Source organism: Pseudomonas sp. FP453, from assembly GCF_030687495.1.
GTDB lineage: Bacteria > Pseudomonadota > Gammaproteobacteria > Pseudomonadales > Pseudomonadaceae > Aquipseudomonas.
Genome location: NZ_CP117435.1, coordinates 4867844 through 4894307, shown reverse-complemented (window position 1 = coordinate 4894307; position 26464 = coordinate 4867844). Strand labels below are relative to the sequence as shown.

The window sequence follows — 26464 nt, the reverse complement described above, 5'->3', positions numbered from 1 at the left end:
AACCCTATGAACCTGTCCACCCCACATGCCCTGCAACCTTTCTGGGACATGACCCTGTCCGCCGTGCGCGCCGACGCCCTGCGCATCGCGCTGGAATGGAAACTCTTCGACCTGCTGCAAGTGCCCACCTCGGCCCACCTGGTCGCCCGGCAACTGGAACTCGACCCGGCCAACACCGGCTTCTGGCTCGAAGCCCTGTGGAGCATGGACCTGCTGCAACGCGATGAACGCCAGCCGCCGCTGTACCGCAACACGCCGGTGGCCAGCGACTACCTGCGCAGCGATGCCACGGACTATTGCGGCGACGCCTGGACCTTTCGCCTGCGCGGCATGCGCCGTTTCGGCAGCCAACTGGGCGAGCAAGTGCGCGCCGGCCAACCCGACAGCCAACCCACTGACATGACCACCACCATCGACAACTGGACCGCCGCGGCGCGCCTGCAAATCGCCCAGGAACAGCGCGCCGTCACCGTCGACGTGGCCCTGCGCCTGACGGCCCTAATCCCCGAGTTCAGCCAGGCACGCCGCCTGCTCGACCTTGGCGGCGGCCCCGGCCTGGTGGCAATTGCCCTGGTGCGTGACAACCCGCTGCTCAGCGGTGAAGTCTTCGACTTCGAAAAAACCGTCGCAGTGGCCGCCGCCAACATCCAGCACGCCGGCCTCGAACAACGCCTCGGCGTGCGCGGCGGCAACCTGGCCAGCGACCCGATTGGCGACGGCTACGACGTGATCTGGTGTTCCTCGGTGCTGCACTTCGTCCCGGACCTGCGCGCCACACTGGCCAAGATCCACGCTGCCTTGCGCCCTGGCGGCGTGCTGATCAGCGCCCACGCCGAGATCCCCGCCGACCCCGAACACGCCCAGCGCGTGATGCCGTATTACCTGTCGATGCAAATGCTCGGCCGCCATGTCACCGAGGCGGGCGGCCTGAGTGACGCCTTGCAACAGGCCGGCTTCAGCCACATCGACAGCTACCCCGAAGTGGCCTTCGCCGTGGCACCCGTCTCGGTGCTGGTCGCCCGCCGGAGCGCCTCATGAACCCTTCCATGTGGCGCCTGCAATTGTTGTTTGGCTGGCTCGGTTTTGTGCTGGTGGTGCCGAGCATCTACCTGCTGCTCGGCCTGCCGTTGGTGATGCGCGAACACGGCTGGTCGGGCACCGACATCGGCCTGTTCCAGCTCGCCGGTTTGCCGGCGGTGTTCAAGTTCCTGCTGGCGCTGCCCGTGCAGCGCTATCGCTTCCAGCGTGGGCATTACCGCAACTGGGCGATGCTGTTGTGCCTGTTGTTGGCGGTGTTGCTGCTGGCGGCCAGCCAACTGTCGATCACCGGCAACCCGCTGTACCTGTTCGGCCTGGCGTTCGCCGCCTCGGTGCTGGCGACCTGGGCCGACATCCCGGTCAACGCCTTGGCAATCAAGTTGCTGCCGCAATCCGAGCAAGTACGCGCCGGCAGCATCCGTTCGGCCGCGCTGTTTCTCGGCGCGATTGTCGGCGCGGGCGTGATGTTGCTGGTGCAGAGCCGCTGGGGCTGGCAAGCGCCGTTCCTGTTGATGGCCGGCGGTTTGGTGCTGGCATTGCTGCCCCTGGCCTGGCTGCGTGAAGGCGATGCGCGAGGCACCAGCGCTGCGCCGGTCAACCCGGCGCTGGCCGACTGGTCGGGTTACTTCCGCCAACCCGGCGCACGCCTGTGGACCTGGGTGCTGTTGACCAGTTTCCCGTTTGTCGGCGCGGCGTGGCTGTACCTCAAGCCGCTGCTGCTGGACCAGGGCATGGTTGCGCCGAAAGTCGCGCTGATCGCCGGCGTCGGCGGCGGCGTGGTTGGGGCCGTGGCCAGCTTGCTCGGCGGGCGGCTGATCCAGCGCATCGGCCCGGGCCGCGCGATTCCGCTGTTTATGTTGTGGGCGTTGATTTCGTTATTAGCACTGACCGCCGCTGTCGGCCTGCGCGCCGACATGGTCTGGCTGGTGGCGGCGGCGTTCCTGCTGGCGACGGCCATGGGCGCGGTATCGACCCTGGTCTTCGCCCTGATGATGTTTTTCTCCCGCGAGCATCGCCAGGCCGCCGACTACGGCTTGCAGGCCAGCCTGTTCGTGTTGACGCGCATGTTGGTGCCGATCGGCGCAGGCGTGCTGCTCGACCGCAGCGGCCACGTCGGCATGCTCGCCGGCCTGTCGCTGGCGATGGCCCTGGTGTGCGGCGTGGCCGTGCTGGGTCGGCGCTCGATTGCCTTGGCTACCGGCGATCAGCAGCGGCCGGTCATTTGATCCTCAGTTTGATTTGAATAGGGATAGGTTCATGAAGGCCACGTTAGGAATCTGCTTGATTACTCAGGCGCAGCCGCTGATTGAGGACGTGACGTTTGTCATCGAGCATTTGCAGGCCGGTTTGCAACCGCTGCCGAATGCCGCTGACTGGCCCGTGACCGCTGGCGATTGCGAAGAGATGCACCAGGCCCTGGGCCCCCGGCCGCACAGCGAGGCGGTGCTGGAAACCCTGATGGTCCAGGCCCAGCGCTACCTGCAAGGCAGCCCGGCGCATGCGGCGGCGTTGCCGGACATGTGGCTGATGAGCTTCGATTCGGTGGCGGCTGCGCAGGCCCGCTTGCGTCAGCAAAGGCCGCCACTGTCCAACGAGCTGTTCATCCTCGACCTTGGCGACCAGGCCGAGGCGGGTGTGGACGACCCGTTCGACGCGCTGATCGCTGCCGCGCCGAATGCACGCCTGTCACCCCATTCGGCCGTGCTGTACTGCGCCTTGTCGGCCTTGCCGGGCTGGATGAACCGCGTCGGCGGCAACCGCCACCTGCGCGTGGCCAACGACGACCGCGCCGCGCGCCGTGCCGATCTGCTGCGCATCATCCTCGACCATCTGGAGCATGCGCACTTCAACCGCTTGCTCGCCCGTTCCATCAGCGGGCCGTTGCTCTCGGTGAGCCTGGCCACCGAGGTCACGCGCTTCATGCACAGCCGCTGGCAGGAACGCTGGGACTTTCACGCCTACACCGGCTCGATGGTCGCGGGCCTGATCCAGTCGATGCAGCAAAACGTCGCCGGCACCGGCGTGCGTTGCCTCAGCGGCTGCAACGAACACAGCCTCGCCGTGGGCGCCATGGCCGGCTGGCAACTGTTTGGCCGCGCCTATGTGATCACCGTGACCTCGGGCATGATCGACGAGTTTCGCGGCACCCTGGCCAACCTCAAGCGCATCGGTGCGCCGGGCCTGATCATCTGCGCCGACAGCCCGGAAAACGTCTGGTACGCGTTCCAGGGCACCCACGACAACGACAACGACGGGCGCCAGGTCATCGAAGCCAAGGGCTTGCGCCAGGTGTTCATCCGCAAGGTCGAAGAGATCGGCGCCTGCCTGGAACAAGCCTTCGCCATGCTCGCCGAACGTGCCGAGCCGGTGTTTATCCTGGCCACCCAAGGCGTGCTCGAATCCCGCCCGCAAGTGCCGCTGAATGTGACGCTGCCGGCCTTGCCATCGACTGCCGAAGTGACTCTCGGCAGCGCGCAAATCGAGGCGCTGGACCAGGCCTTGGACCTGATCAACCGCCAGCCGCTGCACCTGCTCTGGCAGTGCGGCAAGCTCAACGAACAGCAGCGCCGACGCGTGCATGCCCTGGCCGAACGCGGCGCGATTGCGCTGTCCGACAGCATCACCCAGCCGGGCAGCGTCGGCCCGTATCACCAGGGCCGCAAGGTGCCGAACTACCTCGGGCCGCTGTCGTTGTATGGCTTCAGTCGCCGGGTCTACCAATTCGTGCACACCGACCACGAACTCAACGGGCCGCACAGCCACTGCGTGTTCTTCCTCAAGGGCAAGGTCGACCAGGCCGCCACGCCGTTCTCCGAAGGCAAGCTCAAGCGCCAGTTGCGCGTGGTGCAGGTCAACCATGAGCCGCGGCACCTGTCGCCATTTACCGACCTGGCGCTGGACGTGCCGCTGGACGTGTTCCTCGATCACATCGAGCGCGGCTTGCAGGTCGAGCCGGTGGTGCTGGCCCTGCGCCGCGCCAAGCTGGCGCAAGTGGCCGCCACCAGCGAAAGCGTGGCGGCGGACCATATCGAAACCCTGCCGATGACCGCCAACTACTTCTTCCGCCGCCTCGGCAACCTGGTGCGCGAGTTGATCGAGCAGCACGACTACCGCTACATCGGCGTGTACGACGTCGGCCGTGGCGCCATCTCGGCGTTGCGCAACGTGCCGCGCACCGATCCGGGGTTCTCCGGCTGGTATGGCCGCGCGCTGATGGGCGATGGCCTGATGGCCTTGCCGTATATCGCCATGACCGGCAGCGGCAACGTGCTGGCGTTTGTCGGCGACGGCGCCCGGGCGTTGGTGCCGGACATCGAAGCGCGCCTGGCCCAAGGCCTGACCGATCCTGCGCGCAACGTGACCTTGTTCTACCTCAGCAACGGCGTGCTCTCGCTGATCCAGACCTACCTCGACAAACGCTACGCCCACAACGGCGCGCACCAGGTCGCGGTCAGCACCCGCGCCGCCGCGACGCAGCCCGTGCAGCGCATCGGCACGATCAACCTGCACCGCGAGCGCCTGGTGAGCTTCGATGAAGCGCACCTGCGCAGCGCCCTGACCCAACCCGGGCAACTGAATATTTTCGACGTGTTGCTGGCCCACAACTCGGAAGGCGACGGCTTGAGCCTGGTCTCCGAAACCGCCTGGAACCGTCAATGAAACACAAAGGACACGCTCCCATGAAATTCGGCTTTATCGCTCACCCGACGTCCATCGCGCTGCAACGCCAAGTGAAGATCATCGACCTGCTCGACCGCACCCTCGCCGAGCAGGATCGCGGCTATCAGCCGGACCTGTGGCAGCCACGCAACCTCGTGCCGTTCGCCGATTTCGGGCGCATCGTCAGCGCCACCGGCGCCACCTGCGAAGGCATCCTGCATTACCTGCCACTGACCGCCGAGCAAATGCTCAGCCAGCCGCGCAGCATTGCCGCGCGGGTGCTGGACGGTGTGAACAGCCTCAAGGAGCAGGGCGCCCATCTGGTTGGCCTCGGCGGCTTCACGGCCATCGTCGGCAACCGTGGTTTGCAGACCCAGGAGCGCAGCGGCGTGGCGGTCACCACCGGTAATTCGCTGACCGCTTACGCCGCCTACAAGAACGTGCTGGAAGCCATGCAGCGCCTCGACGTCGACCCGGCCGACAGCGAAGTCGCGGTGGTGGGCTACCCCGGTTCCATCGCCCTGGTCATCGCCAAACTGCTCGCCCGCCACGGTTGCCGCCTGCGGCTGGTGCATCGCGGCAGTGTCGAGCAAGGCCTGGAAAGCCTGGCCTATCTGCCGGGGGAGATGCACACCCAGGTGCGCCTCACCGCCGAGATCGAAAGCTGCTACGACGACGTGCGTTTCTACGTCGCCGCCACGTCCAGCGGCGGCGTGATCGACCCCTATCGCCTGGCTCCTGGCGCGGTGGTGATCGACGCTGCATTGCCCCGCGATGTGCTGGCGTTCAACCACGACCGCAACGACATCCTGATCGTCGACGGTGGCCTGGTATCGGCCAGCGACGCGGTGCATTTCGGCACCGAAAACCTGGGCCTCGCGCCGAAGAAATTCCTCAACGGCTGCCTCGCCGAAACCCTGGTGCTGGCCCTGGAAGGGCGTGCCGAGGCATTCTCCATCGGGCGTGAATTGCCTGAAGAAAAAGTCCTGGAAATCGGCCGCATCGCCGAGCTGCACGGCTTCTCGCCGTCGCCCATGGCCTCCTACGGCGAGCGCCTGCGCGACGAAGACTTCCAGCCCCTGCGCCGCTTCCACCGCCGCCAGGACGTGGCGCCACCCGCCGACCTGCGCGCCGAAGCCCTGCGCTGCTTCGGCCAGCACATCAACCCGGTGCTGCGCGAGTTCTACCAGTTCAACCATATCGAGCGCGTCTTCACTCAAGGCGAAGGCTGCTGGCTCACCGACCTGGACGGCGGCCGCTACCTGGATTTCGTCGCCGGCTACGGCTGCCTGAACACCGGGCACAACCACCCCAAGGTCAACCAGGCGTTGCAGGCATTCCTGCAAAACCAGCACCCGACCTTTGTGCAGTACGTGTCGGTGCCGCTGCACACCAGCCTGCTCGCCCAGCGCCTGAGCGAACTGGCGCCGGGAGACCTGGAGCGGGTGTTCTTCAGCAACTCCGGCACCGAGGCCATCGAAGCCGCGTTGAAACTGGCGATGGCCGCCATGCGCCGCCCGCGCGTGCTGTATTGCGACAACGGCTACCACGGCAAAACCCTCGGCGCGCTGTCGGTGACCGGCCGCGACAAACACCGCGACCCGTTCAAGCCGCTGCTGTCGCGCTGCGATTCGATTCCCTTCGGCGACCTGCACGCCCTGGAAAGCGCCCTGCAACAAGGCGATGTCGGCGCGTTCATCCTCGAACCGATCCAGGGCGAAGGCGGCGTGATCTTCCCGCCGGCGGGTTATCTGCAACAGGTGCGGGCGCTGTGCTCCGCCCACGATTGCGTGATGATCCTCGACGAAATCCAGACCGGCCTCGGCCGCACCGGCAAGCTGTTTGCCTGCGAATGGGAAGGGGTGGTGCCGGACATTCTGGTGCTGTCCAAATCGCTTTCCGGCGGCGCCGTACCGATCGGCGCGACGCTGTCCAGCGCAGCGCTGTGGGACCGCGCCTACGGCAGCATCGACACCTTTGCCCTGCACACCTCGACTTTCGGCGGCGGCAACTTCGCCTCGGCGTCGGCCCTCGCCACTTTGGAGGTGATCGCCAACGAAGACCTGGCCGGCAACGCGGCACGGGTCGGTGCGCAACTCAAGGAAGCCCTGAGTGAAGCGGTCAGCGGCTACCCGTTCATCCGTGAAGTGCGCGGCCAGGGCCTGATGATCGCCATCGAGTTCGAGTACAGCTACAAGGGTGGCGTGGAGGCATTTGTGCGCGAGTTTGCCAGCCGCATGCCGGGCAACGCGGCGGGCACCTATCGCATGCTGTCGGGCAAGGCCAAGCGGCATATCGACGAGGCCATCAGCGAGATCGAGAAAAACTTCGAAGAGATGTTCGTGCTGCGCTTCGTCAGCAAACTGTCCCGGGAGCACGGCGTGTTGACCTTCGTTACCGCCAACAACAACCGGGTCATGCGCATCCAGCCGCCGCTGGTGCTCAGCGAGTCCGAGGCACGGCATTTTGTGCAGGCGTTCAGCGCGGTGTGCAAGGACATGTCGACTTTCCTCGGCTGACGTTCTGACTCCAAGCCCTCCCGTGGGGCTTGGAGTTTATTTAAACGCATACAAAAATATCCCTTATGAATATGAAACCCCTGGCCTGTTGAATTGATTAAACCAAGTGTTTACTTGAGAATCACTTGCATTCAGAAACAGGTATTCGTGATGAAACTTCCTGCACTTGTAGAACCTCTTGCCCAACTAAGTAACGACGAAATAACCCGTTATAGTCGGCACTTGTTGATTCCCGATGTCGGCATGGACGGCCAGCGCCGTTTAAAGACCAGCAAAGTGTTGGTCATTGGTGCCGGTGGTCTCGGTTCGCCCGCCTTGTTGTACTTGGCAGCGGCCGGTATTGGCACCTTGGGCCTTATCGATTTTGACGTGGTGGACGAATCCAACCTGCAACGCCAGGTGATCCATCGCGTCGCCACCGTCGGCCAATTGAAGGTCGACAGCGCCGCCGCCGCGATCCGCGATCTGAACCCCCATGTGCAGGTCAACTGCTACAACCTGCGCCTGGAGCCGGAAACCGCTGTGCAGCTGTTCAGCGAGTACGACCTGATCCTCGACGGCACCGACAACTTCGCCACCCGCTACCTGGTCAACGACGCCTGCGTGCTGGCTGGCAAGCCGTACGTGTGGGGTTCGATCTACCGCTTCGAAGGCCAGGCCTCGGTGTTCTGGGAAGATGCTCCCGGCGGCGTCGGCCTCAATTACCGCGACCTCTACCCCGAGCCGCCGCCACCGGAACTGGCGCCGTCCTGCTCCGAAGGCGGGGTGCTGGGCATCCTCTGCGCATCGATTGGCGCGATCATGGCCACCGAGGCGGTCAAGCTGATTACCGGCATCGGCGACAGCCTGCTGGGGCGCTTGATGGTCTACGACGCCTTGGAAATGTCCTACCGCCAAATGCCGCTACGCCGTGCGCCGGGCCGTCAGCCGATTACCGCCCTCAGCGATTACCAGGCGTTCTGCGGCCTGCTGGCGCCCCACGGCGTGCAGGCTTCGGACATCCCGTCCATCAGCGCCCGTGAGCTGCACGCCCTGCGCGAACGCCGGGAAAACCTGCTGCTGATCGACGTGCGGGAACAGACCGAATGGGACATCGTGCGCATCCCCGGCGCGCAACATATCCCCAAAGGCCCGAACACTGCGCACGTGATCGAAACCCGCTTCGGCAAGCACGCCAACCTGGTGCTGCATTGCAAATCCGGCATGCGTTCCAAGGCGGTGTTGCTGGAGTTGCAGCAGCGCGGCTTCAGCAACGTGCGCAACCTCGACGGCGGCGTGCTGGCCTGGGTGCGTGATGTCGAACCGACGTTGCCGAGCTACTGACGGCCATGTTGAAGCTGCGTGCCGGCCTGCTGGAGGCCATGCTGGAACAGGCGCACCGCGATCACCCGCAGGAAACCTGCGGCATCATCGCCGCGCCGGTGGGCGAGCCAACCGCCGAACGCCTGGTGGCGATGGAGAACGCGGCGCGCTCCGCAACGTTCTTCAGCTTCGCCCCCAAGCAGCAATTGGCGGTGTGGCGCGAACTGGATGAACGGGACGAGGAGTGCCGGGTGATCTACCACTCCCACACCGCCAGCGTGGCCTACCCCAGTGCGGAAGATGTGAGTTATGCCGGTGATGCATCGGTGCACTACGTCATTATTTCAACACTGCCGGAAGTTGAAGTTGCAGTGCGCAGTTTTCGTATCGTGCAACGCAGAGTGACTGAAGAAGTTATCTGCATCGTTAATTAAACCGAAGTTAATCAATGGGCCAACTAAGGCCCAGGGAGTTCTGCATGTCGATTTCCGTGATGGTGCCCACTTTGTTGCGCTCTTTTACCCAGGATCAGAAACGCGTGGAAGTGCAAGGCAACACAGTTCTGGAAGTCATCGAACAGATGGAGCGCGAGTACCCAGGCGTCAAGGATCGCCTGATCGGCGACGGCCAGGTGCATCGCTTCGTGAACATCTACGTCAACGATGACGACATCCGTTTCGCCGACAACCTGGGCACCGCGCTCAAGGCCGGTGACGCCATCACCATCCTGCCGGCCGTCGCGGGCGGCTGATCGGCGAACACGTCTCAGGGCTGGCGCGGCGTACCTCACCCGAGGTCGCGCGCGCAGCGATCACTCACCTTTCTGGCGAATGTCGAATGTCTGCACTTCTACACGGCTGTAGCCTCAGCGGCACGTTTACCGGCGCACCGGCCGGGATGGCCAGCTTGGCCGCGTCTCTGCGCTACCAGGCGACGGCGCTGGGCCTGGCGCCCCACGACAGCGACAGGCGCGATGCCATGTGCATCGGCCTGCATCATCCTGACCTCAAGTCGGTGCAGGGCGTGATTCAGGGCTGGGCCGACGGCACGTCCGCCGGCGCCACCGAACACACGCTGCAAGCGGCCTGCGGCCTGATGTCGGTGCACGGCCGGGCCAGCGGCAAGGCCCAGGGGTTGGGGGTGGATTACGTCTCCACCCTCGGCGCCAGCCTCGCGCTGCAAGGCGTGTTCGCCGCAGCCGTCGGGCAACTGCGCGGCGGCGATTTCAGCCGCGTGGACACCTCCATGGCCGGCGCCGGCGTGTTGAGCATCGCCCAATACCTGGCCGGTGCCACGGCGGGCGCCGAAGCCGAACGCCTGCTGCCCGGGGCGACGTGCGCGAAGAATCGCCCGCCGTTCATGTCGGCGGACGGCGTGTATTTTGAGTTGGAAACCCTCGACGCCGAACCTTGGCGGCGCTTCTGGGCGCAGGTCGGCATCGACGGCGAACAGGCCGGGCAGGGCTGGAAAGCCTTCCTGCTGCGCTATGCCAAAGCCGTCGCGCCGATGCCGCCGGTGTTCCGTCAGGCCATGGCGCGCTTGTCCATGGCGCGCATCACTGCGTTGTGCGCCTTGAGCGGTATGGCGGTGTGCCCGTTGCGCAGCCTTGCCGAGCGCCGTAGCGATGCAGACCTGCCCGCGCAAATCGCCCAAGGCCCGTGGAGTTTTGCCGTCGCCGCCGGCGGCCAGCCACTGCGCGCCCTGGACAACCCGGCGCTGCCGTTGAGCGGCCTCACCGTGATCGAATCCTGCCGCCGCATCCAGGGCCCGCTGGCCGGGCATCTGCTGGCGCTGCTGGGCGCCGAAGTGATCCGCCTCGAATTGCCCGGCGGTGATCCGTTGCGCGGCATGCCGCCGTGTGTGGATGGCGTGTCGGTGCGCTTCGATGCGCTGAACCGGCACAAGCAGGTGCGCGAGTTGGATATCAAGTCCCGTGCCGGTCGCGACGAACTGTTTGAGCGCGTGCGTGACGCCGATGTGTTCCTGCACAACTGGGCGCCGGGCAAGGCCGCCGAGCTGGGCTTGGACAGCAGCGACCTGATGCGCGTCAACCCGGCGCTGGTGTACGCCTACGCCGGTGGCTGGGGCCACGACCGCCCGGGCGAACCGCTACCCGGCACCGACTTTATGGTGCAGGCGTGGTCCGGTGTCGGCGCACAGATCGGCCAGGCGTCGGCCACGCCGGGTGGTTCGTTGTTCACCGTGCTCGATGTGCTCGGCGGTGTGGTCGCGGCGCAAGGCGTGAGTGCGGCATTGCTGCACCGTGCCCTCAGCGGCCAGGGCGCGCGGGTCGACAGCTCGCTGCTCGGCGCCGCCAACCTGCTGACGGTGCAGGACGTGCCCGCAGCAAGCCTGCTCAAGGGCGTCTACCCGACTGCCGACGGTGTGCTGGCCATCGACTGCCAGACCGCGCAGCAACTTGAACAACTGGAAAACATCCTCGCCTGCGACCTGCACAACGCTCCTGAAACGCGTGACGCAGCCATCCGCAGCGCCTTGGCGTCGCAACCCGCCGCTACCTGGCAACAGGTGCTGGGCGCCGCCGACATCCCGGCCGTGGTGGCCGTAGAAGACCTGTCAGCCCTGGCTCAAGACAGGCGATTGAAGACGTGTTTAAGCGTGAATGCCTATACCTCGGTCAACGCTCACTGGAGTTTTCGATGAATAACGCAGGCATTATCGATCTGGTTCCCGCCGCTGTGCGCAGCGTGTGGGAACAGGACGGCACCTACCCCAACCGTTCGGTCTACCAACTGTTTCGCGAGCACGCCGAGCGTGATCCGCACAAACCGGCGGTGCTCGAACCCGACAGCCGCATCAGCTACGGCGAGCTGCACGCCGCGGCGCTGCGCATGGCTGCCAGTTTGCGCAACGCGGGCATCGTTGCCGGCGACGTGGTGGCGTATCAACTGACCAACAGCTGGCGCAGCTGCGCCATCGACCTCGCGGCGGCAGCGCTGGGCGCGGTGGTCGCGCCGTTTCCACCGGGGCGCGGCAGCCTCGACATCCAATCCCTGGTGCGCCGTTGCGATGCGCGCGCGGTGATCGTGCCGGCGCAGTACGCCGGCATCGATTTGTGCCAGGTCATCGAAGCCCTGCGCCCGACGCTGTTGTCGCTGCGCGTGCTGATCGTCGAAGGCGAGGCGCGCAAAGGCTGGCTGAGCCTTGCGCAGATGTTCCAGGCCGAGCCGTTGAGCGCAGCGCAATTGCCCGAGGTGTGCCCGAATTCTCCGGTGCGGTTGCTGGTGTCCTCCGGCACCGAATCGGAGCCTAAATTGGTCGCCTATTCCCACAATGCCCTGGTCGGCGGACGCGGGCGTTTCCTGCAACGCGTGCATCCCGAAGGCGGCACGTTCCGTGGCCTGTACCTGGTGCCGCTGGGTTCGTCGTTTGGTTCGACGGCGACCTTTGGCAGCCTGTCCTGGCTCGGCGGTTCGATTGCGGTGTTGCCGCAGTTCGATGTCGGCGCGGCCATCGACGCCATCGCCCAATTGCGTCCGACCCACATCCTCGGCGTGCCGACCATGCTGCAACGTATCGCCGCCGATGCGCGGTTGGCGCAGGTGGATAAATCCAGCCTGCTCGGCCTGATCTGCGGCGGTTCGCTGATCGATGAAGTCACCGTGCGCCGCTGCGTCGAGGCGTTCGGTTGCGGTTTTATCAGCCTCTACGGTTCCGCCGACGGGGTGAACTGTCACAACACCCTGGACGATGCGCTGGATGTGGTGTTCTACAGCGTCGGCCGGCCGAACCCGGCGGTGTGTGCGATCAAGATCTTCGACGAAGACGGCGTGGAATTGCCCCAGGGCAGTGTCGGCGAAATCAAGGCGCGCGGCCCGTTGAGCCCGATGCAGTACGTCAACGCGCCGGAGCTCGACGCGCAGTACCGCGACGCCGAAGGCTGGGTGAACACCGGCGACCTCGGTTACATCGACAGCGACGGCTACCTGATTTTGGCCGGGCGCAAGAAAGACATCATCATCCGCGGCGGCGCGAACATCAGCCCGGTGCAGATCGAAACCCTCGCCACCAGCCACCCGGATGTGGTCAGCGTCGCCTGCGTCGCGGTGCCCGACCCGGACCTCGGCCAGCGCGTGTGCATCTGCGTGACCTTGCGTGACGGCGCGCCGCGTTTCTCCCTCAGTGAGTTGACCGACTACCTGCGCGAGCAAGGGCTGGAGGTGAACAAGCTGCCGGAATACCTGCGTTTCTATCGCCAGTTGCCGCTGACGCCAGCGGGCAAGATCGACAAGAAATCCCTGGCCGCCGAAGTGGCGTTCCTCGAAAGCGGGGCGGGCATCGCATGTTGAAGGCGCAGCGGGTACGGCAGTTTGTCGATGAGCGCATCATCCCTTTGGAAGGCGAGTTGGCCAGCAACCCGCAGTTGCTGGCCGAGCTGAGCGAGCAGGCGCGGGCCGAAGGGTTGTGGGGCAATTTTTATCCGCAAACCGGCGGTAGCCTGCGCGAGTATCTGGCGGTGGCCGAGCAGGAAGGGCGTTCGGAATACGCCCCGGCGATCTTTGGCGATGACGCCACCCTGGATCTGCATATGCTCAGCCGCCACGCCAGCGAGGCGGTGCGCCAGCGTTTCCTGGAGCCGTTGGCGTGCGGGGCGATGGTGTCCAGTTACGGCATGTCCGAGCCGGACAGCATCGGCTCGATCCCGGCGACGATCACCGCGCACGCGGAACTGATCGACGGCCAGTGGCGCTTGAATGGGCGCAAGTGGTTTATCTGCCGCGCCGAGCGGGCGGCGTTGGTCACGGTAGTGGCGCAGACGGCGCAGGGCTTGTCGATGTTCCTGGTGCCGGCGGATGCGCCGGGGTTTCGCGTGGTGCGGCCGTTGTCGATCCTTGGCCGTTTCAGTGGCCAGGGCGAGTTGGCCTTTGACGATGTGCCGGTGGCGCCCAGCTATGTGCTGGGCCAGCCGGGGCAAGGGCTGGCGCTGATGCAGGAGCGCCTGGGGCTGGGACGCATCCTGCGCTCGGTGCATTGGCTGGGGTTGGCGCAGCGTTGTTTTGACCTGATGTGCGCGCGTATTCATTCGCCCCGTGGCCAACAGGCGCGCCTGGCGGACAAGCAGTTGGTGCGCCTGCGGGTGTTCACTGTGTACCAGGCCATCGCCAGTGCGCGGTTGTTGTTGCAGGACGCGGCGGCCAAGCGTGATGCGGGCGTGGCCAACAGCGTTGAAGTGAATATCGCCAAGGTCGCGGCGTCCCAGGCGTTGAGCGCGGCGGCGGATTCGGCGATCCAGATCATGGGCGCCGAAGGCTTGAGCGCGTGGTCGCCACTGCCGGGGATCTACAACACGGCGCGCACCACGCACATTCTCGACGGCACCGACGATGCGCTGATCAGTGCAGTCGGCCGGCAGCTGCTCGACAGCTGTGGCGTGGACGGGTTGGACTTCGACCAGCCGTCGTCGGGAGCGCGGGGATGAGCAATCGCCTGTGGTTGCGCGTGGTGCTGACCTGCGCCATGGCCCTGCCGATGCTGATCTTCTACGCGGTCGGCACCCTGGGCCCGCTGATGGTCGCCGACCTTGGCGTGCCGACGCCATGGCTCGGTTGGTTGATCACCAGCACCTTTGGTTTTGCCGCGTTGCTGTCGTTGTGGGCCGGGCCGCTGGTGAATTGGCTGGGCAGTCGGCGCGGTTTGGCGTTGTTGTTTTGGAGCACGGCGTGTTCCTACAGCCTGCTCGCCGCTTTGCCGGGATTTGCGGGTGTGGTGCTGGCGCTGACGGTGTGCGGCATCGCCCAGGCGTTGGCCAACCCGGTGACCAATCTGCTGATTGCCGAGCGCGTGGAGCCAGCGTTCAAGGCGGCGGTGGTGGGGTTGAAGCAGTCCGGGGTGCAAGTCTCAGCGTTGTTTGCCGGTGCGTTGTTGCCGGGCTTGGCGCTGGGTTTTGGTTGGCGCGGGGCCTTGGCTTGCCTGTTGATCCCGGCGCTGTTGCTGGCGGTGTTGGGGCCGCGTGTGGCGCCAGCGTCGTCGGCGCGTAAACCACTGAGCTTGCGGGTGGCACGGCCGACTGGGCGCCTGGCTGTGTTGATGAGTATCCAGTTGTGCGTGGGCGTGGTGTTGTCGTCCTTCGTGACTTTTCTCGGTGTGTTCGCCGCCGGGCAGGGCATGTCGGCCACGGCCATCGGTGGCTTGATCGCCGGCTTTGGCGTGATGGGCATTGTCGCGCGCACGCTGTTGACGCCGTTGGGCGCGCGCATGGCCGATGAGTCGTGGCTGTTGCTGGTGTTGCTGCTGCTGGCGAGCGTGGCGTTGTGGCTGACGTCCCAGGCTACGCCCGCGCGTCACTGGCTGTTGTGGGCCGGTGCGCTGGGCATGGGGCTGACGGCGGTGGCGACCAATGCCATCGCCATGAGCATGGTGCTGCGTGACCCCGGTTTCGGCGCACCAGCGCCCTCGGCCGGTCTACTCTCGGTGGGCTTTTTCGGCGGGTTTGCGCTGGGCCCGCCGTTGTTCGGGTTGGTGTTTGGCCAATCCTGGTGGATGCCCATCGGCGTGGTGCTGCTGGCCTGTGGGCTTAGCCTGGTGTTGACGCGGGTGCGTGCTGCGCCGGGTTTGCAGGTGGTCAAATGAGTGCGTTTGAAGTGTTGGACCGGCCGCTCAACAGTGCCGAGACGCAGCGCGCCATCGAGGCACTTCTGTCTCGACTGGAGCAGATCGAGGCGGTCTGTGGTGAGGGTTTCCCGCTGTACAACGACGGCGCCTGGAAAGTCTCGGCCGGTGGCTCGTGGCTGGGTGGTTTCTGGGCGGGTGTGTGGTGGCTGCGCGCGGTTCATTACGGGCGCCAGGCGGATCGGCAGCACGCGCTGAGGATTGCCGAACGCCTGCGGGACAAGCTCGACAGCGACACCCATCATCGCGCCCTGATCTTCTGGTACGGCGCCGGTCTTGGTGCGCAGTTGTTGGCGGATTCCGAGGCTGCCGCGCTGGCGGGCGAGGCCGCACAGCGCCTGGCCCATGGGTTTGATCCGGTGTTGTGTTGCATCCCCTTGGGCCGAGAAATGGGCGGTGGCGCGCTGGGTGATCGGTGCTTGAGCATCGACCCGTTGGCGGCGACGTTAAACCTGTTCGCATTGGGCAACACCCCTGACTTGCTGAGTTTGGGGCGCCAGCACTTGCAGACGTCGTTTCGCGCCTGTGCGGGCGCGGATGGCGCCTGGAGCAGTCACGCACTTCATGAACAAGGCCAATGGCACGCGGGCGACCCGGCGGGCGACTGGTCCCGTGGGCAAGCCTGGGCCATGCTCGGCCTCGGCGTTGGTGCGCGTCTGTACGGTGTGCCGTTTCGCGAGGACGCCCAGCGCGCCAGCCAATACTGGCTGCGCAGCCGCTCGGTGCAAGCACCGCTCAATCGCCAGGCTCAGCCCGACGGGCCAAACGATCCGTGTGCCGCCGCCATGGCTTCGCTGGCCCTGCAAGCACAGGCGCTGGAGCAAGCCGATGGGCATGTGTTGCAGCAGGAGGCGGGGCGTTTGCTGGCGGCTATCGTGCGCAGTGGCGACTTTGTCGAAGGGCGTTTCAGCGGGCATTGTTATCGCACGTCGGCGACGACAGAGCAGAAGGTGGAATCGGCCTGTGGCAGCTTCTTTTTGCTGGCGGCGCTGATGGCTTGGGCGGGGGAGTTGGATGCTCGGGTGATCTGAGCCCCCGTCTGCGCCTACGGATAGAAACCAGCGGGTCACGATCAGGTTAAAAAGTCATAAAAAGAAGCGCTAAATCAGTCAAAGTCTTTGAAATGGCTATGATTGTCCGACAAATTCGCGCATGAAAAACTCTTCATAATCGCTCCCCTCGAAGGTTGGTAGTTTTCTCCCCGCTGCCCAACAATTCGAGTCCTAATAATGAATAAAAAAACTCTTAAAAGCGCTCTGGCGCTCGCCATTTCGCTTGCCTCTACACCGCTGTTCGCCGGAGGGTTTGCCCTCAACGAACAAAGCATCAGTTCGATGGGTACAGGCTACGCCGGTCGCTCGTCCTCGGCCGATGACGCCAGTACGGTGTTCGGCAACCCGGCCGGTATGGCTCGCATCAAACAGAATGAAGTGAGCATCGGTGCGACCTACCTCGATGCCAAATCCAACATCAAGGACGCCAGTTCCTCCCAGGGCGGCGCCGACAACCCAGGTACCAACAAAGGCGACATGGTCCCCGGCATTGCCGTGCCGATGGGTTACCTGGTGACGCCGATCGACGAACACTGGGCGTTTGGCCTGGGGGTCTACGCACCGTTTGGCCTGGTGACCGACTACGAGCACAGCTTCCAGGGCAATGGCTTTGGCAATAAGAGCAAGGTCCAGGTCATCACCGTGCAACCGACGGTCAGCTACGCGTTCAACGACAAGGTGTCGGTAGGTTTCGGCCCGACCTTCAACAAGATCAGCGGCGAGTTGGACTCCAAGGTGCCTGCGTTTGGCCTGGGCACGGAAACGGCCAAGATCAAGGGCGATGACACCGCGATGGGCTTCAACGCCGGGATTCTGGTGCAGGCCCTGGACACGACTCGCGTTGGCGTCACCTACCATTCGCAAGTGGTCTATCACCTGAGCGGCCATACCAACGCCTCGGGCGTGCTGTCCGACCTGCTGGACGGCGGGCCGCAGAAGTATGACGCCAAGCTGAACGTCACCACTCCGTCCTCGGTGGACTTCTCGGTCACCCATCAATTGAGCGATGCGCTGACCCTCTATGTGGGCAGCACCTACACCCGCTGGAGCCAGTTGAAGAAGATCACGGTCAACAACACTGGTGTGTCCGACATTACGGCCGAGCTGGCCGGCCTGGATTCCATCACCGAAGAACAGCATTGGCATGACACCTGGTCCCACGCGATCGGCCTGTCGTATCAGCTCAACAAGCAACTGGTGCTGCGCACGGGCTTCTCCGTGGACCAGACGCCGACCAACAACACCGATCGTTCGGTGCGCATTCCGACGGGCGATCGCACCGTATTCAGCCTGGGTGCCGGCTGGACGCCCGTGGATAACCTGACCTTTGACGTGGCCTATTCCTACCTGAAGGAGGAGCCGATCAAGGTCCGCGACAACAACCCGCAGTTGCAGCTGACTTACGACGCCAAGTACGAAAACAGCGCCAACGGCTTTGGGGGTTCGGTCACTTATCGCTTCTGACCTGTGCCAACCTGCAAACGGCAAGGCCCATCACCGGCCCTTGCCGTTTTTTTTGCCCGACAGGCGTGCCGCTGGATGCCAGATTAGGCTTTTGAAACGATTGGATATTCTGTAGCCTTGCGCAGCTTCACCCGTGCTTGATGAACAAAAACACTTCGTCCGGCGGCGCCCGAAAGGCTCCAGAGCCGGTGGTACACTCGACTTTCGCGCTACTGCGCCTGCAGGTCTTGCGAACATGACGCACATTTCCGAACGCCTTCTGGTTCAAGCCCACCTCGACGCCAAGCAGCCCAAGGCCCTCAGCGCCGAAGAAGAGGCGAGCCTGCGCGCCGCCATCGCCGCCGAGCTTAAAGCCCAGGACGCGGTGCTGGTGGCCCACTTCTACTGCGACCCGGTGATCCAGGCCCTGGCCGAAGAAACCGGTGGCTGTGTTTCCGACTCCCTGGAAATGGCCCGCTTCGGCGCCGCCCACCCGGCCAAGACCGTACTGGTCGCCGGCGTGCGGTTCATGGGCGAGACGGCCAAGATCCTCACCCCGGAAAAACGCATCCTCATGCCGACCCTGGAAGCCACGTGCTCCCTCGACCTGGGTTGCCCGGTGGACGAATTTTCGGCGTTTTGCGACCAGCATCCCGAGCGCACCGTGGTGGTCTACGCCAACACCTCGGCGGCGGTCAAAGCCCGCGCGGATTGGGTGGTGACGTCCAGCTGCGCGCTAGAAATCGTCGAGAGCCTGATGGACAACGGCGAGACCATTATCTGGGGCCCGGACAAGCACCTGGGCACCTACATCCAGCGCCAGACCGGTGCCGACATGCTGCTGTGGGACGGTGCGTGCATCGTCCACGAAGAGTTCAAGTCCAAGCAGTTGGAAGACATGAAGGCGCTGTACCCGGACGCCGCGATCCTGGTGCACCCGGAATCGCCGACCGCCGTGATCGAACTGGCGGACGCCGTGGGTTCCACCAGCCAATTGATCGCGGCTGCCCAGCGTTTGCCGAACAAGACGTTTATCGTGGCCACCGACCGCGGCATCTTCTACAAGATGCAGCAGTTGTGCCCGGACAAGGTGTTTGTCGAAGCGCCCACCGCCGGCAACGGCGCGGCATGCCGCAGTTGCGCGCACTGCCCGTGGATGGCGATGAATACGCTGGAGCGGACGTTGCAGTGCCTGCGTGAGGGCAGTAACGAGATCTTTGTCGAACCGTCGGTGATTCCGCAGGCGGTGCGGCCGCTCAAGCGCATGCTGGATTTCACCCAGGCGGCGCGGTTGAAGTTGGCGGGCAACGCCTGATCCTGAGTGGGCACAATTAGAAATGTGGGAGCGGGCTTGCCCGCGATAGCGGTGTATCAGTCAACACATGCCTGGACTGACACTCCCTCATCGCGGGCAAGCCCGCTCCCACATTTGGATCTTCATTCGGTGGGATTATTTCTTCTGCTTCGGAATCCGCACCAACTGCGTATCCGAATAGATGTCATGCCAGCTGCGCTTTTGCTTATCAAACAGCGCCCAGACAAACCCCAGCCCCACGCACAACCACGATGCAATCGACACCACAAACCGCAGCAGCGCCTGCCACAGGCTGATGCGCGAGCCATCCGCGTTCTGCACGCGCACGCCCCACACCTGCATGCCCAGGGTCTGCCCGGAATGGGTCCAGAACTTGGCGAAGAAACCAAACACCACAAACAGCAGAATCGTTGACAGCAGCGGGTCGCCGTCCAGCGCGCCGGATTCGGTGAGGGTGCGCATCCTGGCTTCGCCGATAAACGCCATCCACACCAGCTTGTAGATAAACGCGGTGACGATCAGCAGCGCGGTGCACAGCAAGAAGTCATAGAACATCGCTGCCAGACGACGGCCCAGGCCAACGGCGGGAAATTCGCCCTGGGGGCTCAGCAGGGATTTGGACATGGCAGGCTCTCTGGAGAAAAAACCCATAGTACGGAATAACGCCCATAAAAAAGCCCCTGATGTCATATCAGGGGCTTTTTGTCGCAGGAAGGATCAGCCTTCTGCTTGTACTTCGTCTGCTTGCAGGCCTTTTTGGCCCTGGACCGAGACGAAGGTCACTTTCTGGCCTTCTTTCAGGCTCTTGAAGCCGTTGCCTTGAATAGCGCGGAAATGCACGAACAGATCCGGGCCGCTTTCTGGAGTGATAAAACCAAACCCTTTCTCGTCGTTAAACCACTTGACGGTGCCGCTCTGACGTTTGCTATCCGACATTTTCTTATTTCCTTGACGCTAAAAATTAATGACAGCCTCTTTCGCATGAAAGAGTACTGGGCTGGATTGCAGGAAAGTAAGACGTCGAACGGGTTGTAGCGCAACTACTTCAGCTACTGCCCAGGTCCAGGTTCAAAGCGACCCATGCAAACACAGTGGGCAAACTCTACGCCAACTAATAGAGAAAATACAAGCCCTGCCAAAACCCCAGCGTTTGCTCGGCTTTATGACACTTTTGTCACCGCGGTGGATTCGGCTTATTCGATAGAGTTGATCACTTGTTATAGGTTATCCCCTATTAAATTGACTATCGTCAATGCACTGTTTTATGGCGGCTGCGTTACAAATTAGTGCGCGTTAACGCAGCCGCGTTACTTATAGAAACAGTCAATCAGCCGCGATAGTAACGTTGCGGCACAAATGGCATTTTACTTACACGAAGTGGCACCTTTTTCCCCACGTACCAACGCAGACACTTCCGTATCCAGTGCCGTGAATGCGCTGTCCAGGTAACCCATGGCCAGCGGGCCGCCGAGGGTCGGGCCAAAACCGCCGCTGCACACGTTGCCGATCACGGTGCCGTGTTCGTCGACGATCTCTGCGCCTTCACGCACCGGCGTACGCTCTTGGGGCAGCAGGCCCACACGCTTGCGGCTCACACCGGTTTGCTGCTGGGTAAAGATGCGATCGGCGCCCGGGAAACCACCCGGCACGCGGGCCATCGGCGCGACGGGCCTTGGAGATCGCCCACAGCAGGCTGGCTTCGATGGGGGTGGTCTCGGCGTTCATGTCGTGGCCGTACAGGCACAGGCCGGCTTCCAGGCGCAGGGAATCGCGGGCGCCCAGGCCGATGGCCTGTACTTCGGTCTCGGCCAGCAGGCTGCGGGCCAGGCTTTCGGCGTTGGCGGCGGGCACGGAGATTTCAAAGCCGTCTTCACCCGTGTAGCCCGAACGGCTGACGTAGCACTCCACACCCAGCAGGCGCAGGGTGGCGAACTGCATGAAGGTCATCTTGGTCACTTCCGGTGCGAGGCGCGCCAGCACCTTCACCGCCGCCGGGCCTTGCAGGGCGAGCAGGGCGCGTTCTTCGAACAGCGGCTCGATGCTGCACTGTTCGCCAATGTGTGTGCGCAGGTGCGCCAGGTCCTGGTCCTTGCACGCGGCATTGACCACCAGGAACAGCTCGTCGTTACCCAGGTTGGCCACCATCAGGTCGTCGAGGATGCCGCCTTGGTCATTGGTGAACATCGCATAACGCTGCATGCCCACCGGCAGGTCGATGATGTCGACCGGTACCAGGGTTTCCAGGGCCTTGGCGGCATTCGCGCCAGTGAGGCGGATCTGGCCCATGTGGGACACGTCGAACAGCCCGGCCTGATCACGGGTGTGCAGGTGTTCCTTCATCACGCCCAACGGGTATTGCACCGGCATGTCGTAGCCGGCGAAGGGCACCATGCGCGCGCCGAGTTCGAGGTGCAGGGCGTGCAATGGGGTTTTCAACAGGGTTTCGGTGGACATGTTCAGCTCCTGAAAAACGTGCTGGCGCGCCTTGAGGCGTCAGCACTCGATAATGTTGACCGCCAAACCGCCACGGGCGGTTTCCTTGTATTTGCTTTTCATATCGGCGCCGGTCTGGCGCATGGTGCGGATGACCTTGTCGAGGGACACAAAGTGCTGCCCGTCGCCGCGCAAGGCCATGCGCACCGCATTGATGGCTTTCACCGAGCCCATTGCGTTGCGCTCGATGCACGGCACCTGCACCAGCCCGCCAATCGGGTCGCAGGTCAGGCCGAGGTTGTGTTCCATGCCGATCTCGGCGGCGTTTTCCACCTGGGACACCGTGCCGCCCAACACTTCGCACAGGGCGCCGGCGGCCATGGAGCAGGCCACGCCGACTTCGCCCTGGCAGCCGACTTCGGCACCGGAGATCGAGGCGTTTTCCTTGTAGAGAATGCCGATGGCGGCAGCGGTGAGCAGGAAGCGCACCACGCCATCTTCATTCGCACCGGGGATAAAGCGCATGTAGTAATGCAGCACGGCCGGCACAATCCCGGCCGCGCCGTTGGTGGGCGCCGTCACCACGCGCCCGCCGTTGGCGTTTTCTTCGTTGACGGCCAGCGCGTACAGGTTGACCCAGTCCAGCACCGACAGCGGATCCCGCAGCGCCGACTCCGGGTGCTTGCACAGTTGCCGATGCAACGCCGCCGCGCGGCGCTTGACCTTCAAGCCACCGGGCAAGATGCCTTCGTTGCGACAGCCCGCATCCACGCAGTCCTGCATCACTTGCCAGATCTTCAGCAACCCGGCGCGGGTTTCCGCTTCGGGGCGCCAGGCACTTTCGTTGGTCAGCATGACCTGGCTGATGGACAGCCCGTAGGTGGTGCAATGGCCGAGCAGGTCCTTGGCATGCTTGAACGGGAAGGTCAGCGGTGTGGCATCTTCGACGATGCGGTCGGCGCCGGCGGCGTCTTCATCCACCACAAAACCACCGCCGACCGAGTAGTACTCACGGCTGCGGATCTGGATGTTGGTGGCGTCGAAAGCACGAAAGATCATGCCGTTGGGATGGTAGGCGAGGGGTTTGCGGATCATCGCCAGGTGTTCTTTCTCGTTGAACGCAATGCTGTGTTCACCGAGCAAATTCAGGCGGCCGTCCTTGCGCATCTGCGCCAGGCGGGCAGCCACGGTTTCGGTATTCACGGTGTCGGGGTGTTCGCCTTCCAGGCCCAGCAACACGGCCTTGTCGCTGCCGTGGCCTTTGCCAGTGGCGCCCAACGAGCCATAGAGCTCCACCTTGACGCAGGTGGTGGTGCCCAGCAGGTGGTCGCGCTTGAGACCCTCGACGAATCGAGCGGCGGCGCGCATCGGGCCAACGGTGTGGGAACTGGAGGGGCCGATGCCAATCTTGAACAGGTCGAACACGCTTAAAGACATGAGTTGTTCTCCGGTTTCTTATTATTTTCTGGATGGACTCGGTCTAACTGTGGAGGAGGTCCATGTGGGAGCTGGCTTGCCTGCGATAGCAGTGGGTCAGGCAACATCTCTGTCACTGATACACCGCTATCGCAGGCAAGCCAGCTCCCACATTGAATCGTGTTCCGTCAGTCAGGTTTACGCGTAGCTCTCGATCGACGGGCAGGCGCACACCAGGTTGCGATCACCAAACACGTTGTCCACCCGCCCAACCGGCGGCCAGTACTTGCCTTCGATCAACGACGGCACCGGGTACACCGCCTGCTCGCGGGTGTAGGGGTGCGTCCACTCGCTCACCAATTCAGCGGCGGTGTGTGGCGCGTTTTTCAGCGGGTTGTCGTCCTTGTCCAGGGTGCCGTTTTCCACCGCGCGGATTTCTTCGCGGATGGCGATCATGGCGTTGCAGAAGCGGTCCAGTTCTTCCTTGGATTCGCTTTCGGTCGGCTCGATCATCAAGGTGCCGGCCACCGGGAACGACATGGTCGGTGCGTGGAAACCGAAGTCGATCAAACGCTTGGCCACGTCATCCACGCTGATGCCGCTGCTGTCTTTCAGTGGGCGCAGGTCGAGGATGCATTCATGCGCCACCAGGCCGTTGCTGCCGGTGTAGAGCACGGGGTAGTGCTCTTCGAGGCGACGGGAAATGTAGTTGGCATTCAGGATCGCCAGTTGCGATGCGCGCTTGAGGCCTGCGCCGCCCATCATGCTGATGTACATCCAGGTGATCGGCAAAATGCTCGCGCTGCCGAACGGCGCCGCGCACACCGCGCCTTCCTTGCGTTCCATGGCCGCGTGGCCTGGCAGGAACGGCGTGAGGTGCGACTTCACGCCAATCGGGCCAACGCCCGGGCCGCCACCGCCGTGGGGAATGCAGAAGGTCTTGTGCAGGTTCAGGTGGGACACGTCGCCGCCGAACTTGCCCGGTGCGCACAGGCCGACCATGGCGTTCATGTTGGCGCCGTCGATGTACACCTGGCCGCCGTTGTCGTGAATGATCCCGCAGATTTCGCGGATACCTTCTTCGAACACGCCGTGGGTGGACGGGTAGGTGATCATCAGCGCAGCGAGGTGCTCGCGGTGCTCGATGGCCTTGGCGCGCAGGTCTTCGATGTCGACGTTGCCGCGTGCATCGCAGGCGGTGACGACCACGCGCATACCGGCCATGTTGGCGGTCGCCGGGTTGGTGCCGTGGGCCGACGACGGGATCAGGCAGATGTCGCGACGTTCATCGCCACGGCTCTGGTGATAGGCACGGATCGCCAGCAAGCCGGCGTACTCACCCTGGGAACCGGCGTTCGGTTGCAGCGAGATCGCGTCGTAGCCGGTGGCGGCGCAGAGCATGGCTTCCAGGTCGCTGGTCAGCTCCAGGTAGCCGGCGCTTTGCTCAGCCGGGGCGAACGGGTGCAGGGCGCCGAACTCGGCCCAGGTCACCGGGATCATTTCGCTGGCGGCGTTGAGCTTCATGGTGCAGGAGCCCAGCGGGATCATGGTGCGGTCCAGCGCCAGGTCCTTGTCGGCCAGCTTGCGCAGGTAGCGCATCAGCTCGGTTTCCGAGTGATAACGGTTGAACACCGGGTGGCTGAGCACGGGCGACTGGCGCAGCAGGGCAGCGGGCAGGGTGCTTTCAGTCTCGGTGAAGGCGGGCAGTGCCTTGCCGTCGGCGAAGATCGACCACAGCGTTTCGATATCAGCCTGGTTGGTGGTTTCATCCACGGAAACGCCAAGACGCTCACCGTCCACCACACGCAGGTTGATGCGCTGGGCGCGGGCCTTGTCGTGCAGCGCGGCGGTGTTGGCGCCGGTGTTGAGGGTGAGGGTGTCGAAGAAGTTTTCCTGCTCGACCTTCAAGCCCAGGGCGGTCAGGCCCTTGGCCAGGATCGCGGTCAGCTGGTGCACGCGCTGGGCGATCTGGGTCAGGCCTTTGGGGCCGTGGTACACGGCGTACATGCTGGCGATGTTGGCCAGCAGCACCTGGGCGGTGCAGATGTTCGACGTGGCTTTCTCGCGGCGGATATGTTGCTCGCGGGTCTGCATGGCCAGGCGCAGGGCCGGCTTGCCGAAACGGTCGACGGATACACCGACCAGGCGGCCCGGCATGTCGCGCTTGAACGCATCCTTGGTGGAGAAGTACGCCGCGTGCGGGCCACCAAAGCCCAGCGGCACGCCGAAGCGTTGCGCGCTGCCGATGGCCACGTCGGCGCCGAACTCACCCGGCGGAGCGAGCAGGGTCAGGGCCAGCAGGTCGGCGGCCACGGCCACCAGGGCGTTGGCGGCGTGGAAGCGCTCGGTCAGTGCGCGGTAGTCGAACACGTCACCGTTGCTCGCCGGGTATTGAAGCAGGGCGCCGAAGAACGGGTTGACGTCGGTCAATTCGCGCTCATCGCCTACGACTACTTCAATGCCCAGTGGCTCGGCACGGGTGCGCAGCACGTCGAGGGTTTGCGGGTGGCTGTGGATCGAGGCGAAGAAGGCGTTGCTGCCCTTGTTCTTGCTCAGGCGCTTGCAGAAGGTCATGGCTTCGGCGGCGGCGGTGGCTTCGTCCAGCAGGGAGGCGTTGGCGATCGGCAGGCCGGTGAGGTCGCTGATCAGGGTCTGGAAGTTCAGCAGCGCTTCCAGGCGGCCCTGGGAAATTTCGGGTTGATACGGCGTGTAGGCGGTGTACCAGGCCGGGTTTTCCAGGAGGTTGCGCAGGATCGGCGACGGCGTATGGCAGTTGTAGTAGCCCTGGCCGATGTAGGTCTTGAACAGCTGGTTCTTGCCGGCGATGGCCTTGATCTTGGCCAGGGCTTCGGCTTCGCTCAGGCCGTCTTCCAGGCCGAGCACGCTGGTGCCCTTGATGCTTTCCGGGATCACGCTGGCGCTCAGGGCTTCGAGGGAGTCAAAACCCAGGCTGGCGAGCATCTGCTGCTCGTCTTCCGCACGCGGGCCGATGTGGCGGGCGATGAATTCGTTGGCGGTGGTCAGTTGAACGGTCATTGCGCGCTCCTCAAGCTTCAGCGTTGGCTTTGATCAGGCGGTCGTACGCGTCCTGATCCAACAGTTTAGCTACCGCGTCGGCATCGGCCGGTTTAAAGCGGAAGAACCAGCCTTCGCCCATCGGGTCTTCGTTGACCAGTTCCGGGCTGTCGCTCAACTTGTCGTTCACTTCCAGTACTTCGCCCTCAAGCGGCATGTACACGCCGCTGGCGGCCTTGACCGACTCCACGGTGGACGCTTCGGCGCCCTTGTCGTAGGCCTGCAACTCCGGCAGTTGCACGAAAACCACATCACCCAGCGCGTTCTGTGCGAAAGCGGTGATACCCACGGTGACGCTGCCGTCAGCTTCGGCGCGCAGCCATTCGTGATCTTCAGTGAAACGCAACTCGCTCATGGAAACTCCTCGGGGCCAGATTCGTCTGGTGGACGGAATAATGGGGAGTTGCTTAGCAAGATCGCGGCCAAGGTTGTTAAGTTGTTATAAATCAACAAGTTAGAAAAATTGGTTATAGCCTTATGCATTGAGGGTGTAGCGATTTCGCTACAGTTCTGCGCAGGAAAAAAAGCCTATGCGGATCAAAGCCTTGCATGGCACGCAAAAAACAGGGTTGTAGCGATAT

General features: G+C 63.8%; 19 protein-coding genes and 1 pseudogene. 14 read left to right on the top strand and 6 right to left on the bottom strand.

Annotated features, from left to right (window positions below; translation table 11 throughout):
• The first annotated feature begins 6 nt into the window (after window positions 1-6).
• From PSH87_RS22185 to nadA, 14 genes are all read left to right on the top strand, one after another.
• Window positions 7-1038, top strand: a complete 1032-nt coding sequence (locus PSH87_RS22185) for a methyltransferase (protein WP_305431157.1) — start codon at window positions 7-9, stop codon at window positions 1036-1038.
• A complete protein-coding gene (locus PSH87_RS22180) occupies window positions 1035-2264 on the top strand; it encodes an MFS transporter (protein WP_305431156.1) in 1230 nt (409 codons plus the stop codon). The genes PSH87_RS22185 and PSH87_RS22180 overlap by 4 nt, the downstream gene beginning before the upstream one ends.
• A gap of 31 nt (window positions 2265-2295) precedes the next feature.
• On the top strand, window positions 2296-4698 hold the full coding sequence (locus PSH87_RS22175) for a decarboxylase (RefSeq protein ID WP_305431155.1): 2403 nt from the start codon (window positions 2296-2298) through the stop codon (window positions 4696-4698).
• Window positions 4699-4718: 20 nt separating this feature from the next.
• A complete protein-coding gene (locus PSH87_RS22170; protein ID WP_305431154.1) occupies window positions 4719-7217 on the top strand; it encodes an aminotransferase class III-fold pyridoxal phosphate-dependent enzyme in 2499 nt (832 codons plus the stop codon).
• Window positions 7218-7367: 150 nt separating this feature from the next.
• Entirely contained in the window at window positions 7368-8540 is a 1173-nt protein-coding gene (moeB, locus tag PSH87_RS22165; protein ID WP_370695280.1) for a molybdopterin-synthase adenylyltransferase MoeB, read from the top strand.
• 5 nt (window positions 8541-8545) lie between these two features.
• Window positions 8546-8953, top strand: coding sequence for a Mov34/MPN/PAD-1 family protein (locus PSH87_RS22160; protein ID WP_017738013.1), 408 nt, complete (start codon window positions 8546-8548; stop codon window positions 8951-8953).
• 44 nt (window positions 8954-8997) lie between these two features.
• On the top strand, window positions 8998-9270 hold the full coding sequence (locus PSH87_RS22155) for a MoaD family protein (RefSeq protein ID WP_124524932.1): 273 nt from the start codon (window positions 8998-9000) through the stop codon (window positions 9268-9270).
• 86 nt (window positions 9271-9356) lie between these two features.
• Window positions 9357-11183 (top strand): CoA transferase, encoded by a 1827-nt coding sequence (locus PSH87_RS22150; protein ID WP_305431149.1) that lies wholly within the window; start codon window positions 9357-9359, stop codon window positions 11181-11183.
• On the top strand, window positions 11180-12829 hold the full coding sequence (locus PSH87_RS22145) for a class I adenylate-forming enzyme family protein (protein ID WP_305431147.1): 1650 nt from the start codon (window positions 11180-11182) through the stop codon (window positions 12827-12829). Before PSH87_RS22150 ends, PSH87_RS22145 begins: the two co-directional genes overlap by 4 nt.
• Window positions 12823-13959: an acyl-CoA dehydrogenase family protein gene (locus PSH87_RS22140; RefSeq protein WP_305431146.1), complete on the top strand. Its 1137-nt coding sequence runs from the start codon at window positions 12823-12825 to the stop codon at window positions 13957-13959. The genes PSH87_RS22145 and PSH87_RS22140 overlap by 7 nt, the downstream gene beginning before the upstream one ends.
• On the top strand, window positions 13956-15110 hold the full coding sequence (locus PSH87_RS22135; RefSeq protein WP_305431144.1) for an MFS transporter: 1155 nt from the start codon (window positions 13956-13958) through the stop codon (window positions 15108-15110). The genes PSH87_RS22140 and PSH87_RS22135 overlap by 4 nt, the downstream gene beginning before the upstream one ends.
• On the top strand, window positions 15107-16180 hold the full coding sequence (locus tag PSH87_RS22130) for a glucuronyl hydrolase (RefSeq protein ID WP_305431142.1): 1074 nt from the start codon (window positions 15107-15109) through the stop codon (window positions 16178-16180). The genes PSH87_RS22135 and PSH87_RS22130 overlap by 4 nt, the downstream gene beginning before the upstream one ends.
• 198 nt (window positions 16181-16378) lie before the next feature.
• Complete coding sequence (locus tag PSH87_RS22125; RefSeq protein WP_305431141.1) at window positions 16379-17665, top strand: OmpP1/FadL family transporter; 1287 nt, start codon at window positions 16379-16381, stop codon at window positions 17663-17665.
• A gap of 235 nt (window positions 17666-17900) precedes the next feature.
• Window positions 17901-18959 (top strand): quinolinate synthase NadA, encoded by a 1059-nt coding sequence (nadA, locus tag PSH87_RS22120; protein WP_305431140.1) that lies wholly within the window; start codon window positions 17901-17903, stop codon window positions 18957-18959.
• Between the two features lie 135 nt (window positions 18960-19094).
• On the opposite strand, the gene PSH87_RS22115 is transcribed toward nadA, so the two are convergent.
• The 6 genes and pseudogenes from PSH87_RS22115 to gcvH all read right to left on the bottom strand — a co-directional run bounded on the left by PSH87_RS22115 (window position 19095) and on the right by gcvH (window position 26238).
• Window positions 19095-19583, bottom strand: coding sequence for an RDD family protein (locus PSH87_RS22115; RefSeq protein WP_305431139.1), 489 nt, complete (start codon window positions 19581-19583; stop codon window positions 19095-19097).
• 93 nt (window positions 19584-19676) lie between these two features.
• Entirely contained in the window at window positions 19677-19895 is a 219-nt protein-coding gene (locus PSH87_RS22110) for a cold-shock protein (RefSeq protein WP_003193835.1), read from the bottom strand.
• 391 nt (window positions 19896-20286) lie between these two features.
• Window positions 20287-21413 (bottom strand): annotated as a pseudogene (gcvT, locus tag PSH87_RS22105) (glycine cleavage system aminomethyltransferase GcvT).
• Between the two features lie 39 nt (window positions 21414-21452).
• Entirely contained in the window at window positions 21453-22829 is a 1377-nt protein-coding gene (locus tag PSH87_RS22100) for an L-serine ammonia-lyase (RefSeq protein WP_017738002.1), read from the bottom strand.
• Window positions 22830-23006: 177 nt separating this feature from the next.
• Window positions 23007-25844, bottom strand: coding sequence for an aminomethyl-transferring glycine dehydrogenase (gene gcvP, locus PSH87_RS22095; protein WP_305431137.1), 2838 nt, complete (start codon window positions 25842-25844; stop codon window positions 23007-23009).
• A gap of 10 nt (window positions 25845-25854) precedes the next feature.
• Window positions 25855-26238 carry a glycine cleavage system protein GcvH gene (gene gcvH / locus PSH87_RS22090; protein WP_257783735.1) on the bottom strand — a complete coding sequence of 128 codons (384 nt, stop codon included), beginning with the start codon at window positions 26236-26238 and terminating at the stop codon, window positions 25855-25857.
• Window positions 26239-26464 lie beyond the last annotated feature (226 nt).